The sequence below is a fragment of the Shewanella sedimentimangrovi genome, assembly GCF_017354965.1.
GTDB classification, from domain to species: domain Bacteria; phylum Pseudomonadota; class Gammaproteobacteria; order Enterobacterales; family Shewanellaceae; genus Shewanella; species Shewanella cyperi.
In genome coordinates this window covers 3,511,996-3,525,484 of sequence record NZ_CP071502.1, presented here as the reverse complement: position 1 = coordinate 3,525,484, position 13,489 = coordinate 3,511,996, and the positions used below count along the sequence as shown (strand labels likewise).

Annotated in this window: 17 protein-coding genes; 14 read left to right on the top strand and 3 right to left on the bottom strand. The window is 53.8% G+C overall.

Annotated elements, in window-relative coordinates; genetic code table 11:
• Nucleotides 1-26: 26 nt before the first annotated feature.
• Nucleotides 27-992, bottom strand: a complete 966-nt coding sequence (locus JYB85_RS15720) for a calcium/sodium antiporter (RefSeq protein ID WP_207380040.1) — start codon at nt 990-992, stop codon at nt 27-29.
• A gap of 183 nt (nt 993-1,175) precedes the next feature.
• On the opposite strand from JYB85_RS15720, the gene mlaF reads away from it, so the two are divergent.
• The 8 genes from mlaF (at nt 1,176) to JYB85_RS15680 (ending at nt 6,024) form a co-directional block, all read left to right on the top strand.
• Entirely contained in the window at nt 1,176-1,985 is an 810-nt protein-coding gene (mlaF, locus tag JYB85_RS15715; protein WP_207380039.1) for a phospholipid ABC transporter ATP-binding protein MlaF, read from the top strand.
• Entirely contained in the window at nt 1,975-2,754 is a 780-nt protein-coding gene (mlaE, locus tag JYB85_RS15710; protein ID WP_407695863.1) for a lipid asymmetry maintenance ABC transporter permease subunit MlaE, read from the top strand. Before mlaF ends, mlaE begins: the two co-directional genes overlap by 11 nt.
• A 39-nt stretch (nt 2,755-2,793) precedes the next feature.
• Nucleotides 2,794-3,267 carry an outer membrane lipid asymmetry maintenance protein MlaD gene (gene mlaD / locus JYB85_RS15705; protein WP_207380037.1) on the top strand — a complete coding sequence of 158 codons (474 nt, stop codon included), beginning with the start codon at nt 2,794-2,796 and terminating at the stop codon, nt 3,265-3,267.
• A gap of 11 nt (nt 3,268-3,278) precedes the next feature.
• Nucleotides 3,279-3,926: an MlaC/ttg2D family ABC transporter substrate-binding protein gene (locus JYB85_RS15700; protein WP_207380036.1), complete on the top strand. Its 648-nt coding sequence runs from the start codon at nt 3,279-3,281 to the stop codon at nt 3,924-3,926.
• The gene (locus JYB85_RS15695) at nt 3,923-4,219 is read left to right on the top strand and encodes an STAS domain-containing protein (RefSeq protein ID WP_207380035.1); all 297 of its coding nucleotides are present in this window, start codon (nt 3,923-3,925) and stop codon (nt 4,217-4,219) included. Before JYB85_RS15700 ends, JYB85_RS15695 begins: the two co-directional genes overlap by 4 nt.
• A gap of 14 nt (nt 4,220-4,233) precedes the next feature.
• Nucleotides 4,234-4,485, top strand: a complete 252-nt coding sequence (locus JYB85_RS15690; protein ID WP_207323259.1) for a BolA family protein — start codon at nt 4,234-4,236, stop codon at nt 4,483-4,485.
• A 10-nt stretch (nt 4,486-4,495) separates the two neighbouring features.
• Nucleotides 4,496-5,752 carry a UDP-N-acetylglucosamine 1-carboxyvinyltransferase gene (gene murA / locus JYB85_RS15685; protein ID WP_207380034.1) on the top strand — a complete coding sequence of 419 codons (1,257 nt, stop codon included), beginning with the start codon at nt 4,496-4,498 and terminating at the stop codon, nt 5,750-5,752.
• Between the two features lie 98 nt (nt 5,753-5,850).
• On the top strand, nt 5,851-6,024 hold the full coding sequence (locus tag JYB85_RS15680) for a hypothetical protein (RefSeq protein WP_207380033.1): 174 nt from the start codon (nt 5,851-5,853) through the stop codon (nt 6,022-6,024).
• Nucleotides 6,025-6,102: 78 nt separating this feature from the next.
• On the opposite strand, the gene degS is transcribed toward JYB85_RS15680, so the two are convergent.
• Nucleotides 6,103-7,179 carry an outer membrane-stress sensor serine endopeptidase DegS gene (degS, locus tag JYB85_RS15675; protein WP_207382103.1) on the bottom strand — a complete coding sequence of 359 codons (1,077 nt, stop codon included), beginning with the start codon at nt 7,177-7,179 and terminating at the stop codon, nt 6,103-6,105.
• Between the two features lie 80 nt (nt 7,180-7,259).
• Nucleotides 7,260-8,609, bottom strand: coding sequence for a Do family serine endopeptidase DegQ (gene degQ, locus JYB85_RS15670; protein ID WP_207380032.1), 1,350 nt, complete (start codon nt 8,607-8,609; stop codon nt 7,260-7,262).
• 241 nt (nt 8,610-8,850) lie between these two features.
• On the opposite strand from degQ, the gene zapE reads away from it, so the two are divergent.
• The 6 genes from zapE to JYB85_RS15640 all read left to right on the top strand — a co-directional run bounded on the left by zapE (nt 8,851) and on the right by JYB85_RS15640 (nt 13,442).
• Complete coding sequence (gene zapE, locus JYB85_RS15665) at nt 8,851-9,963, top strand: cell division protein ZapE (protein WP_207380031.1); 1,113 nt, start codon at nt 8,851-8,853, stop codon at nt 9,961-9,963.
• A gap of 209 nt (nt 9,964-10,172) precedes the next feature.
• Nucleotides 10,173-10,601 carry a 50S ribosomal protein L13 gene (rplM, locus tag JYB85_RS15660; RefSeq protein WP_207320870.1) on the top strand — a complete coding sequence of 143 codons (429 nt, stop codon included), beginning with the start codon at nt 10,173-10,175 and terminating at the stop codon, nt 10,599-10,601.
• Nucleotides 10,602-10,615: 14 nt separating this feature from the next.
• Nucleotides 10,616-11,008: a 30S ribosomal protein S9 gene (gene rpsI / locus JYB85_RS15655; protein WP_207320869.1), complete on the top strand. Its 393-nt coding sequence runs from the start codon at nt 10,616-10,618 to the stop codon at nt 11,006-11,008.
• A gap of 173 nt (nt 11,009-11,181) precedes the next feature.
• The gene (gene tnpA, locus JYB85_RS15650) at nt 11,182-11,628 is read left to right on the top strand and encodes an IS200/IS605 family transposase (RefSeq protein ID WP_207381940.1); all 447 of its coding nucleotides are present in this window, start codon (nt 11,182-11,184) and stop codon (nt 11,626-11,628) included.
• A gap of 263 nt (nt 11,629-11,891) precedes the next feature.
• The gene (locus tag JYB85_RS15645; RefSeq protein ID WP_207380030.1) at nt 11,892-12,080 is read left to right on the top strand and encodes a DUF2065 domain-containing protein; all 189 of its coding nucleotides are present in this window, start codon (nt 11,892-11,894) and stop codon (nt 12,078-12,080) included.
• A gap of 66 nt (nt 12,081-12,146) precedes the next feature.
• Nucleotides 12,147-13,442: an adenylosuccinate synthase gene (locus JYB85_RS15640; protein WP_207380029.1), complete on the top strand. Its 1,296-nt coding sequence runs from the start codon at nt 12,147-12,149 to the stop codon at nt 13,440-13,442.
• The last annotated feature ends 47 nt before the right edge of the window (nt 13,443-13,489 follow it).

Sequence of the window (13,489 nt, the reverse complement as noted above, 5' to 3'; positions counted from 1 at the left end):
AACTCTCTCTCGTTATTGCCTGGTGCCTATGCGTGGCTTTGGAACAACAGGTATTGGTAGGCGCCAAAGATCAGCAGCAGTACCACGCCGTGCCAGCGTTGTAACTGACGCTTGCGACCCGTGGTCAATACCAGCAGCGCCAGGGCTGCGCTGGTGGCCAATACCATGTAAAAGTCACGTCCGGCAGCCTGGGCGTCAATGGCGCCGGGCGCTATCAAGCCCGGTAACGCCAGCACTGCCAGAATATTGAATATGTTGGAGCCGACGATATTGCCTATGGCGAGATCGTCTTCCTTTTTCAGCACCCCGGCGACGCAGGCCGCCAGTTCCGGCAAGCTGGTGCCAACGGCGATGATGGTGAGGCCAATGACCAGATCGGACAGGCCATAGAATTTGGCTATGCCCACTGCGCCTTCCACCATCCAGTTGGCAGCCAGTGGCAGCAGGATTATGCCCACGACCAACCACATCAGCGCCCTGGGCGTCGGTACATCCCGGGGAATTTCACTGTCGGCTTCATCGGCCAAGGGGTCCTGTTCCTTGCTGGTCGTGGCATGCCAGATAAGATAGGCCATCAGGGCCAGGAACATCAGCAGCAGTATCACACCTTCGGTGCGGGTGAACAGTTTGTCATGGAGAAAGACACCGGCGAGCACTGTGGCGCCCAGCATCAAGGGAATTTCCCGTTTGAGAGTCTGGGAGCTGACACCAATGGCACCCAGCAAGGCCGTCAGACCCAGGATCAGGGTGATATTGGCTATGTTGGAGCCCAACACATTGCCTATGGCCGTATCCATCATACCTTCCATGGAGGCGGTGGCAGCGACAAACATCTCAGGCGCCGAGGAACCCATGGCGACTATGGTCAAGCCTATCAGCATGGGGGGCAGTCCCATATTGCGGGCGAACGCGGCAGCGCCGTAGACGAACTTGTCCGCACTCCATACCAGAACGGCTAAACCGGCAACCAACAGGAAAATATTGAATAACATTTATTCACAATAATATTGGTGTTAAAGGCGCATTTTCGCTGGAAATCAGGCAAATTGAAAGTATCAGTAGGAAGTTAGTCTGCAGGCGGTTGTAGCCAGCTGTGCAATTCCGTACAATTTGCCCCTCTTCAGCACTGTGCCAGGACGGCCTATGTCACCCCATTTCAGTTACCGGAATCCACTATGAATCAAACTGCCAGTACGCTGGTCGAAATCCGTAATCTGGGATTCAGCCGCGGTGAGCGGATTATTTATGACGATATCAGTTTATCCATTCCCAGGGGCAAGGTGACGGCCATCATGGGGCCCAGCGGCATAGGTAAAACCACGCTGCTGAAATTGATCGGGGGGCAATTGACTCCGGATCAGGGCCAGGTGCTGTTTGATGGTGTCGATGTTCATCAGGCCAGTCGCAGTGAACTGTTTGAATTGCGCAAGCGCATGAGCATGCTGTTCCAGAGCGGCGCCCTGTTTACCGATATGAATGTGTTTGATAACACTGCATTCCCACTGCGGGAGCACTCGGGGCTGCCGGAATCCATCATTCGCCGCATAGTGTTGATGAAGCTGGAGGCGGTAGGGCTGCGCGGTGCCGCTTTCCTGATGCCCAATGAATTGTCCGGCGGTATGCAAAGGCGGGCGGCTTTGGCCCGCGCCATAGCGCTGGAGCCGGAAATGGTGATGTACGATGAGCCCTTTGCCGGTCAGGATCCCATTTCTATGGGGGTGCTGGTTAAGCTCATCAGGGAGTTATCCGACGCTCTCAATTTGACCTCGGTTGTGGTCTCCCACGATGTGGATGAGGTGCTCGGCATTGCCGATTATGTGTATGTGATTGCCGACCGCAAAATCATCGCTCACGGTACGCCTGCTGAGCTTAAACAGGCTGACAATCCCCAGTTGAAACAGTTTATCGGTGGTGAGCCCGATGGCCCGGTGCCATTCCATTATCCGGCGGCGGATTACAAAAAGGAGTTATTGGGTGTTGGTTGATGCAATCGCCCGTCTGGGCGGATGGACGATAGACTTGGTGACCGGTCTCGGTCGGGCCGGGGTCATGCTGTGGCGCTCCGTGATGCGGGTGCCAAGACCTGCCAAGGGCACGCCACTGCTGATCAAACAGCTTTACGTTGTGGGTGTGCAGTCCATGGTGATCATCCTGGTGTCCGGGTTGTTTATCGGCATGGTACTGGCACTGCAGGGATACACGATATTGGTGGATTTTGGCACGGAGGACAGTTTGGGCCCCATGGTGTCCCTGAGTCTATTGCGGGAGCTGGGGCCTGTGGTCACAGCGCTGCTGTTTGCCGGCCGTGCCGGTTCGGCGCTGACGGCAGAAATTGGCCTGATGAAAACCACAGAACAGCTTTCCAGCCTGGAGATGATGGCCATAGATCCCCTGCGGCAAATTATCGCGCCCAGATTCTGGGCCGGGGTGATCAGTATGCCGCTGCTGGCCATACTGTTTTCCACTGTGGGGATCTGGGGTGGCCACTTGGTGGGCGTGGAATGGAAGGGCATTGACAGTGGTTCCTTCTGGTCCATCATGCAGGCCTCGGTGGAATGGCGCCAGGATATAGTGAACTGTTTGATAAAGAGCGTGGTCTTTGCCGTGGTGGTGACCTGGATAGCCCTGTATCGGGGCTATGAGGTGGTGCCCAACCCCGAGGGGATCAGCAAGGCCACCACCTCAACCGTGGTGCAATCCAGCCTGGCGGTATTGGCCCTGGATTTTTTGCTTACCGCTATCATGTTTGGTTAATGCATACGTTGCTGAAGGATTTGCTACAAGGGTAAAGAGATGTCGACACGTAAAATAGAGATTTTGGTTGGAACCTTCCTGCTGGCCGGCATCGCCGCCTTTTTGGTGTTGGTGTTCAAGGTCGCCAATGTGGAAGTGAATACCAACGAGGGTACCTACACCCTGTACGCCAGATTTGCCAATGTGGGGGGCCTTAAGGTGCGCTCACCGGTGAAGGTCGGCGGTGTGGTGGTTGGCCGTGTCAGTGCCATTAACCTGGATGCTGACAAGCTGGAACCGGTAGTAACTTTGACCATGGACAAGCGTTATGCCGGCTTTCCCGAAACCAGCAGCCTGGCGATACTGACCTCGGGCTTATTGGGGGAGCAATTCCTGGGCCTGGTTCCCGGTTTTGTTGATGATGATATTGCCATCCTGGCCGATGGCGATCGTATTGAAGACACCCGTTCTGCACTGGTACTGGAGGATCTGATAGGTCAGTTCCTGTACAGTATGGGTTCCAAGGATAAATAGGAGAGCAAGCCATGTTTAAAGTCGTACTTGGCCTGATACTGAGTCTGTGGCTGGGCCTGGCCCAGGCCGCTGAGGTCAACACCATGGACCCCTACGCCATGGTGCGTGAGGTGTCCAACAATACCTTTGACCGTTTCAATCGCGATCACGACCTGATTGAAGCCAATCAGGATCACCTCAAGGTGATAGTGCGTGAAGAGCTGATGCCCTACATAGATTACAAGTATGCGTCATACAAGGTGCTGGGCCAGTATCTGAAAGAGACCACCGAAGACCAGCGCAATCGTTTCGTGGCGGCGTTCGAGGAATACCTGGTGGCTACCTATGCCCAGGCTTTTACCGAATACACCAATCAGGCGGTGGAGTTTTCCCCGGCGGCCGACTTTGCCGGTGAGAAAATGGTGGATGTCAATGTGCAGATCATTGAGAAAGGCCGTCCGCCAATCAAGCTGCTGTTCAAGGTACGTCGCTTGAAGGATGACAGCTGGAAGGCATTTGATCTGGTGGCCGAAGGTGTCAGCCTGCTGTCCTCCAAACAATCCGAAATAGGCAATATCATCCGCCAGCAGGGCATAGATGCTGTGATTAACATGCTGAAGGAAAAAGCCGTAGCCAAGGTGAGCCGCAAAGACAAAATCGAAAAGGTGGCCGCCCAGTGATCGAGTTTATCTGTGACGGTGACAGCTGCCGGATCAGGGGACGCCTGGATACCGCTGAGGTCAGGCGTCTGAGCGACCAAAAGGGAGACTTGATTGCTGCAAGCACAGGTCGCCTCGATTTGAGTGAGCTTGAATACAGCGACAGTGCCGGCATCGCATTTTTGCTGGAATTGTGGCAAGGTGCCGCAAGTCGTGGCCAAGCCCTGACGCTGGTCAATCCTGCGCCACAGATCAGTAAGCTGATCGCTCTGTACGATTTAGACGTCTTTTTTAATGAAAAGACCAGTAACTAAAGGTTAAGCCATCCATGGATTGCAAACAGATTGAAGAGATTTTGAAAGCCGCCCTGCAACTGGAAGAAGTGCGGGTGACCACCGACGGTAGCCATTACCAGGTTTTGGCCGTGGGTGAGTGCTTTGAAGGCATGAGCCGAATCAAACAACAACAGGCCATTTATGCCCCTCTGATGGAACAGATCACCAGCGGTGCCCTGCACGCCCTGTCAATCAAGACCTTTACGCCCACCCAGTGGAAGCGTGAAAAAGTCTTCAACATGTAAGCGAGCCGTAGTGGATAAATTAAAGATTCAGGCAAGCGGAGCGCTTGCCGGCGATGTGGTGATCTCCGGAGCCAAGAACGCGGCCTTGCCGATTCTGATGGCCGGTGTACTTGCCGAAGGTGAGTTTGTGGTAACCAACGTACCGCAGCTCAAGGATGTGGACACCAGCTGCAAGTTATTGCAATGCCTGGGGGCCAGGGTTGAGCAGCAGGATGGCACAGTGCGCATCGACTGCGCCGATATCAACCATTTTGTGGCCCCCTATGAATTGGTGAAAACCATGCGGGCCTCGATCCTGATCCTGGGTCCCCTGCTGGCACGCTACGGCAAGGCCGACGTGTCCCTGCCCGGTGGCTGTGCCATAGGTGCCCGCCCGGTTAACCTGCATTTGCAGGGGCTGGAGCAAATGGGCGCCAAAATTGAGGTCAAGGAAGGTTATATCAAGGCGCGGGTCGATGGTCGCCTCAAGGGCGCCCACATCTTTATGGATATGGTCAGCGTCGGTGCCACCGAGAACCTGCTGATGGCCGCAGCCCTGGCAGACGGCGAAACCGTGATTGAGAACGCCGCCCGTGAACCTGAAGTCATAGATCTGGCCCACTGCCTGCAGGCCATGGGGGCCAAGATTTCCGGCATAGGCACAGCCACACTGAAAATTACCGGTGTTGAAAAGCTGAGCGGCTGCCACTACCGGGTCATGCCTGACAGAATTGAGACAGGTACCTTTCTGGTGGCTGCGGCCGTGACCCGCGGCAGCATTCGTTGCCTGTCGGCGGATCCGGGTTCCATGGAGGCGGTATTGGCCAAGCTGGAAGATGCAGGTGCCGAGATTAGCACCGGGCCCGATTGGATTGCTCTGGATATGAAAGGTCAGAGACCCAAGGCAGTTAACATCAAAACGGCGCCTTATCCCGCATTTCCAACCGATATGCAGGCGCAGTTCTGTGTGCTTAACAGCTTGGCAGAGGGTTCTGCCAATGTGACCGAGACCATTTTTGAAAACCGCTTTATGCACGTGCCCGAGCTGATGCGCATGGGGGCGGATATGGAGCTGGAAGGTCATACCTGCATTATTCACGGGGTCGAGCGCTTGAGCGGTGCCCAGGTGATGGCTACCGATCTGCGCGCCTCAGCCAGCCTGGTGATCGCGGGTCTGATGGCCGACGGCGTGACCATAGTGGATCGCATCTATCATCTGGATCGCGGCTATGAACACATCGAGTCCAAATTTTCCGGTCTTGGCGGTTCGGTAGAAAGGATCCGCTGATTATTTTTTGGAATATGATGCTTAAAAAACCACCTTGACCGGTGGTTTTTTTGTTATAGGATGGTTACAAATCTCGGTTGGCATTGGGAGCCATGGACATGATGAAGATTGCAAGGTGGGCGGTGCCGGCACTGTTGCTGCTTGCCGCGGCGGTGAGTTATCTCGCCGGTGCAAAAATGCCATCCATGGTGCTGTTGGCCCTGGGGGTGTGTTTAGAAATGGCATTTTGGGTCCGGCTGGTGGATTTGGCCAGCCCTTCGGATAAGCGCTGATAGCCTACTCAACAAATACCTCAATAAAAAGCCCGGACACGCCGGGCATTTTTTTAGTATTTACGGAAGGGATGCGGGCTAATTGTACTGGCTCACCTTCTCACCAATTATCACGGGAACGGTATAGGACTCTCCCTTACGGATTATGGTCATAGTGATCTCGGTCCCGGGGGCGGTTTCGGCAATCCTGTCCATCAGCATATCCACACCGGGTACATCTTCGCCGGCATACTGAATTATCACATCCCTTGGCATTAACTTGGCTTGGGCGGCCGGTCCCGCGGCATCAATATCGGTAATGATAACGCCACGCAAATCGGGCAGCTTGAGGATCTGGGCCATCACGGGCACCACTGGCATGCCCGAGAAACCCATGGCGCCGCGGATAACCCGTCCATTTTCGATGAGCTTGCCCATGATGGAATAGGCCAATTTGATTGGAATGGCGAAGTTGATGCCATGGCCGCCACCCTCGCCGCCAATCTGAAATGCGGCGGTATTGATACCCACCAGTACTCCTGCGGTATCCACCAGGGCACCGCCCGAATTGCCGGCGTTAATCGCGGCATCGGTTTGTAGGAAATCCTGGTAGCCAGAGCTCAAACCATTTCGGCCTGTGGCGCTGATAATGCCCTGAGTGATGGTTTGTCCCAGGTTGTAGGGGTTGCCAATGGCCAGCACCACATCCCCCACCTGGGGCAGGGAATTGAGATTGAGTGGCACCACAGGCAGGTTATCGCCTTCAATCTTGAGTACCGACAAGTCGGTTTCCGGATCCGAGCCTACCACCTCGCCGCTGAACCTGCGTCCATCCTGAAGGGCCACCACTATTTCATCGGCCTTTTTGATCACGTGGTAATTGGTCAGTACATAGCCCTGTTTGCTCATGATAACGCCCGAGCCCAGTCCCTGCAGGGCGCCGGAATTGAGTGGTTGGCGCTGGTCTATGCTGAGGCTATAAATATTTACCACCGCCGGAGCCGCCCGGCGAACCGCCTTGGCAAAGGACAGTTCGGCGGTATTGTCATCGTTCGCACGGAACAGATTATTGGCCTGATTGCCTAGCAAGTGATTGACCAGCAGGAACACCGCAGCCATCAAGAGACCGAAGACAATGGCTTTGGTGAAATAGAGCAGTGTGTGTTTCATCATCAGGGACAGTGAACGTTAAAAAGTTGAGCTAGATTAGCATGGTTATCAAGAAGAAGCCCAGCATGGGAGCTGGGCTTCTGGGCTTAGCGCAGTACCAGATACAGTTGGGTTCTGCCCCGGAGGATCTTCAGTGCTGCGGCACCGTCCTGCTCCTTGAGCCTTTCACGCAGTTGCTTGAGATCTTTTACGGGGGAGCGATTGACGCCGACAATCAGGTCGCCTTTTTGCAGGCCACTGAGTGCTGCTGGAGAGCCCTGATCAAGTTCGGTGATCTCCACTCCTTTATCGGCATTTTCCAATTTTGCCCCCGAGAGTTGCGGATGTACTTCACCTGCTGCGGCCGTGGTTTGACTGGCTTCGCCGAGGGTGACCTTCACGGTTTTTTCGTCACCGTCGCGGATAATACCCAGCTCCACCTTGGCGCCGGCCCCCAGGGTGGCCACCTTGGCCCTCAGTTCCTGGAAGGATTTGATCTTACGGCCATTGACGCTGACTATGATATCGCCGGCCTTGATACCGGCCTTTTCGGCGGCGCTGTCGGCGAGGACTTCATTGACGAAGCCGCCGTGCTGGGTATCAAGACCGAAGCCCTGAGCCAACTGGTTGTCGAGATCCCGCCCGGAGATCCCCAGTACACCGCGGCGCACTTCGCCGTGCTCAATAATTTGTTGCACCAGGGCATGCACCATGTTGGCGGGAATGGCAAAACCAATCCCCACGTTGCCGCCTCCGGGGGCCACAATCGCGGTGTTGATGCCTATCAATTCGCCGCGCAGGTTCACCAGCGCTCCGCCCGAGTTACCACTGTTGATGGCGGCGTCCGTTTGGATAAAGTTTTCCAGCATCTCGATGCCAAGGCCGCTACGCCCCAGGGCCGAGACGATTCCCGAGGTAACCGTCTGTCCCAGGCCAAAGGGATTGCCTATGGCCACTGCAAAGTCACCCACTCGCAGCTTATCTGAGTCGGCGGCCTTGATGGCGGTGAGGTTCTTGGCTTCTATCTGCAACAGGGCGATATCGGACTCACTGTCGGTGCCAATTAACTTGGCTTCCACTTCCCGACCATCGTGTAAACCGATTTTGATCTCGTCGGCGCCATCGATCACATGGTTGTTGGTGACTATGTAGCCCTTGTCGGCATCGATAATCACCCCCGAGCCCAGGCCGCGGAAGGGCTGTTCCTGAACCTGCTCGCGGGGGGCGTTGGGGCCAAAGAAATAGCGGAACACATCCGGAACTCTTTGTTTGGACACATGGGTGCCGGAAACGGCGACCGACACGACCGCCGGGGTGGTTTGCTCCAGCATGGGGGCCAGGCTCGGCATGGTTTGACCTTCAAAGACTTGCGGTAAGGCTGCCTGGGATACGGCGGGTACCAGGGTCAGACTGGCACTGAGAATGGCGGCAGAAACTAGACTGAGTTTGGTTTTCATGGCTGTTAGGCTCCAAATCTGGGTATCGGATTATCTGGAATTGGCTCCAGTTTAATTCCTCCGACTCGGGGGTTGCATCAAAGTTCGTGTTGATTAACAAAGGTTAATCAATCCTTTAAGTCCAACTGCCAGCCCCGGTATCGGAACGACACCCTGCGGTCTGGCCGCTGCTATACCTTAGCCGTGCCGGCCATGGTAACATGCTGCGATTTTCATATAAGGCTAGAAGAGAAGAATTCAAGTGTCGCATCTGAGTCCCTGGCAGCATTACCAACAGGATTTGACCCGCGAAGGTTTTTCCCACGACCTCGCCCAGGAGCAGGCGGTCAAAGCCTTGCAACGGGTCTACGAGGCTTTGCTTGAGGCTCAGGCCCCAAAGGGCTTGCTCAGCCGCCTCGGCAGCCGCATTGGCTTTGGCAAGAGCGATGATTTTGTTCTGGGCTTGTACCTGTGGGGTGGGGTGGGGCGTGGCAAAACCTACCTGATGGATACCTTCTATGAGGCCCTGCCCGGTCAACGCAAGCTCAGGGCGCACTTTCACCGCTTCATGCATCAGGTGCATCTGGATCTGGACCGGCTCAAGGGCACCCGGGATCCGCTGCTGGTAATTGCCAAACAAATGGCCGAACGTTATCAGGTCATTTGTTTTGATGAGTTTTTTGTCTCCGATATCACGGATGCCATGCTGCTCGGCACCCTGTTTGAGGCGCTGTTCCGGGAAGGGGTAGTCTTGGTGGCCACCTCCAATATTATTCCCGACGATCTCTATCGCAACGGGTTGCAGCGGGCGCGCTTTTTGCCGGCCATTGCCCTCATCAACAAGCATTGTCAGGTATTGAACGTGGATTCGGGCATTGACTATCGTCTGCGCACCCTGGAGCAGGCGGAGATTTACCATCACCCGCTCGATCCCCAGGCAGATACCAACCTGTTGAGCTATTTTGCCCAGTTGGCGCCCGAGTCTGAAATCAGTCGGGACAGCATCGAAATTGAAGGACGGGATATAGTGATTCGCCAGCAGGCCCAGGGGGTGTTACTGGCGGACTTCCGTGCCCTGTGTGACGGCCCCCGCAGCCAACGTGACTATATGGAGTTGGCTCGCCTGTATCATACCGTGCTGCTCAGTGGTCTTGAGCAGATGGGGGCGCAGCAGACCGGCGATGACATTGCCCGCCGTTTCCTGGCCCTGGTGGATGAGTTCTATGAGCGCCATGTGAAGCTGATTATTTCGGCCGCGGTACCCCTGGAACAGATTTATACCGACGGTCAGTTAAGCTTCGAGTTCCGCCGTTGCCGCTCTCGCTTGATTGAAATGCAATCCCACGATTACCTGGCACTGGAACACTTGCCCTGATAGTCGCGGATTTTTATTTTCAATGTGAAAAAGCAGGTGATTTTTAACCAGGTCTTGGCTATAATCCGCCACCTGCCCACGTTACTCCGCCAATTGGGCGGATTTTAATAGCCAATTTCTCTGCTCGAAGGGGCACGGGAAAGGCAATTTTGTGTTATCTGACAACAGGTAACATGTGAGACAGAATTTAACTTTGGGTTTTTGTAATAATGAAGACTTTTACTGCTAAGCCAGAAACTGTAACTCGTGACTGGTACGTTGTTGACGCCGAAGGCAAGACCCTCGGTCGTATCGCTACTGAAATTGCTCGTCGCCTGCGTGGTAAGCACAAGGCTGAGTACACTCCTCACGTTGATACCGGTGATTACATCATCGTTGTTAATGCCGAGAAAGTGACTGTGACCGGCAACAAAGCAGCTGGCAAAATGTACTACTCGCACTCAGGCTTCCCTGGTGGCATCAAGCAAATCAGCTTCGAGAAGCTGCAAGCTCACAAGCCAGAAATGATCATCGAGAAAGCAGTTAAGGGTATGTTGCCAAAAGGCCCTCTGGGTCGTGAAATGTTCCGCAAGCTGAAAGTTTATGCTGGCGCTGAACATAACCACGCTGCACAACAACCTCAAGTTCTTGATATCTAAACGGGATTAAGCAAATGGCTGCAACACAGTACTACGGCACTGGCCGTCGCAAAACTTCTACCGCTCGCGTATTCGCTAAAGTAGGCAGTGGTAACATCATCGTTAACCAACGTCCTCTGGATGTTTACTTCGGTCGTGAAACCGCTCGTATGGTTGTTCGTCAACCTCTCGAACTGGTTGAAATGACTGAGAAGCTGGACATCTATGTAACCGTTAAAGGCGGTGGTATCACTGGTCAAGCCGGTGCTATCCGTCACGGTATCACCCGTGCTCTGATGCAACTGGATGAGGCTCTGCGTCCTACTCTGCGTGCTGCTGGTTTCGTTACCCGTGACGCTCGTGAAGTTGAGCGTAAGAAAGTGGGTCTGCGTAAAGCACGTCGTAAGCCACAGTTCTCCAAGCGTTAATATCGCGACGAGAGGTTTGTGCATCAAAAAACCCGGCCTGTGCCGGGTTTTTTATTGTCACCCTAAAACCACCTCCTATGGAGGTGGTGATCGTTCTGGTGGGGCTTTGCCCGGAGAATGCCCATGCTAAATACTCCCTCGGTTTGTTACCAGCAAATCAAGGAGTAAGTAGCATGAGCAGATATGAATCCGCGTCTCACGTATTCTATCGTTGTCAGTATCACCTCGTTTGGACACCCAAGTACAGGTACAAAATCCTGAAAGGTAATCTCGGCAGAGAGCTTTATCGAAGTATCTATGTTTACTGCAACATGAAGAAATGCAGAGTCGTGGAACTAAATGTTCAGGAAGATCATGTCCATCTAGTAGTCAGAACCCCACCCAGTCTAAGCGTGTCGGATTTAATGGGTTTTGTTAAAGGGAGAACCGCGATCAGGATGTTTGCCAAATTTCCTTATTTAAGAAAGCACAAGCTCTGGGGGAATCACTTCTGGCAACGGGGTTATTTTGTGGACTCAGTAGGAGCAAACGAAGACATAATCCGTAGATATGTACGGCACCAGGAAAAGACAGCCAAAGAAGAAGAGAAACGGCAAATAGCGTTAGGGTTGGAAGGTTAGTTTTTAAGCCCCCTTTTAGGGGGCTGTGTCAAAGCCACCTGCTATGCAGGTGGATTTTTACTGCCGTTAAAATGGCTGAAAGCGGCGAAAGTCAGGGTTTACCCGTTGGCCGTTCTTTGAGTAAAGGAAGTCACAGCTTGGGAGCTATTACCAGACAGAACATCCTGGCTGGATTTAAAGTGCCTTTGAAATAAAGACTTGCGATTCACTTGCCAGTTTTTGGTTGTCGGGTCACACTGGAAACTCAGGAAAAGGAGGGAAAGATGTCGCTGCAACTCATGATGCTGTCTCTGGCGCTGGTACTGATTTTAGAAGGTTTGGGTCCATTATTATTCCCAAATCGTTGGAAGCAATATTTGATCGAAATTTCCAATCAAAATCAGTATGTTTTGCGTCGGATCGGTGGTGGTTTGGTCACTGCGGGCCTGGTTTTGCTGATTATTTTTTCATAAATATCTTGCTTGTCCCCCCTGTTGGTCTGTTAAAATTCCACTTTAACCGCAACCTTGCAGCAAACAATGGGCAAAAACGTAGTTGTTCTCGGCACTCAATGGGGTGACGAGGGAAAAGGTAAGATTGTCGACCTTCTGACAGAACAGGCAAAATACGTAGTTCGTTACCAAGGTGGCCACAACGCTGGTCATACTCTGGTTATCGATGGTGAGAAAACCGTTCTTCATCTGATCCCTTCAGGCATATTGCGTGATAATGTGAAATGCATTATCGGCAACGGTGTGGTTTTGGCCCCCGATGCCCTGATGAAAGAGATCAACATGCTCAAAGAGCGCGGCGTTCCCGTTGAAGAGCGTCTGCTGATCTCCGAGGCCTGTCCTCTGATCCTGCCATTCCACTGTGCACTGGATATCGCCCGTGAAAAGGCCCGTGGCAACAAGGCCATTGGTACTACCGGTCGTGGTATCGGTCCAGCCTATGAAGACAAGATTTCCCGTCGCGGTTTGCGCGTGGGTGATCTGTTCAATGCCGAGCTGTTCGCCGAAAAGCTGAAGGAAGTGATGCAGTATCACAACTTCATGCTGACCGAATACTATGGTGTTGAGGCTGTTGACTACCAGAAGACCCTTGAGGATGCGCTGGCCATGGCCGACTACCTCAAGAGTATGTGCGTCGATGTGACCGACCTGCTGGACATCGCCCGTAAGAATGGTGAAAACATTCTGTTCGAAGGCGCCCAGGGCACTCTGCTGGACATTGACCACGGTACTTATCCGTTCGTGACCTCGTCCAACACCACAGCCGGTGGCGTGGCCACAGGCAGTGGTTTTGGTCCACGTCATCTGGACTACGTGCTGGGTATCATGAAGGCCTATGCCACCCGTGTGGGTGCAGGTCCATTCCCGACAGAACTCCTGTGTGAAATCGGTGATCACCTGGGTACCAAGGGTCATGAATTCGGTGCGACCACAGGTCGTAAACGTCGTCCGGGTTGGTTGGACGCCGTGGCCATGCGCCGTGCCATCCAGATCAACAGCCTGAGCGGCATCTGTCTGACCAAGCTGGACGTGCTGGACGGTCTGAAAGAAGTGAAGATTTGTGTGGGTTATCAGTTGCCTGACGGCACTGTGACCAAGGTAACGCCTCTGGCGGCTGAAGGTTATGAGCAGGTCACTCCTGTTTATGAAACCCTGCCTGGCTGGAGCGAAAACACCTTTGGTGCCACCTCCATGGATCAGCTGCCACAGGCGGCCATTAACTACATCAAGCGTATCGAAGAGATCCTCGAAACTCCAATCGACATCATCTCTACCGGTCCTGATCGGAACGAAACCTTTATCCGGGTGAGTCCGTTCAACTGATGCAGTAATAAGGCCGCGTAAAGCGGCCTTTTTATTGGCATCTTCCA

Excerpts from the sequence above, each read along its gene's own strand:
- JYB85_RS15645 (WP_207380030.1), top strand. The coding sequence starts at position 11,892 with ATGTCGCTGCAACTCATGATGCTGTCTCTGGCGCTGGTACTGATTTTA.
- tnpA (WP_207381940.1), top strand. The coding sequence starts at position 11,182 with ATGAGCAGATATGAATCCGCGTCTCACGTATTCTATCGTTGTCAGTAT.
- mlaF (WP_207380039.1), top strand. The coding sequence starts at position 1,176 with ATGAATCAAACTGCCAGTACGCTGGTCGAAATCCGTAATCTGGGATTC.
- JYB85_RS15720 (WP_207380040.1), bottom strand. The coding sequence starts at position 992 with ATGTTATTCAATATTTTCCTGTTGGTTGCCGGTTTAGCCGTTCTGGTA.
- mlaD (WP_207380037.1), top strand. The coding sequence starts at position 2,794 with ATGTCGACACGTAAAATAGAGATTTTGGTTGGAACCTTCCTGCTGGCC.
- degQ (WP_207380032.1), bottom strand. The coding sequence starts at position 8,609 with ATGAAAACCAAACTCAGTCTAGTTTCTGCCGCCATTCTCAGTGCCAGT.
- rplM (WP_207320870.1), top strand. The coding sequence starts at position 10,173 with ATGAAGACTTTTACTGCTAAGCCAGAAACTGTAACTCGTGACTGGTAC.
- JYB85_RS15640 (WP_207380029.1), top strand. The coding sequence starts at position 12,147 with ATGGGCAAAAACGTAGTTGTTCTCGGCACTCAATGGGGTGACGAGGGA.
- rpsI (WP_207320869.1), top strand. The coding sequence starts at position 10,616 with ATGGCTGCAACACAGTACTACGGCACTGGCCGTCGCAAAACTTCTACC.
- JYB85_RS15700 (WP_207380036.1), top strand. The coding sequence starts at position 3,279 with ATGTTTAAAGTCGTACTTGGCCTGATACTGAGTCTGTGGCTGGGCCTG.
- JYB85_RS15690 (WP_207323259.1), top strand. The coding sequence starts at position 4,234 with ATGGATTGCAAACAGATTGAAGAGATTTTGAAAGCCGCCCTGCAACTG.
- JYB85_RS15680 (WP_207380033.1), top strand. The coding sequence starts at position 5,851 with ATGATGAAGATTGCAAGGTGGGCGGTGCCGGCACTGTTGCTGCTTGCC.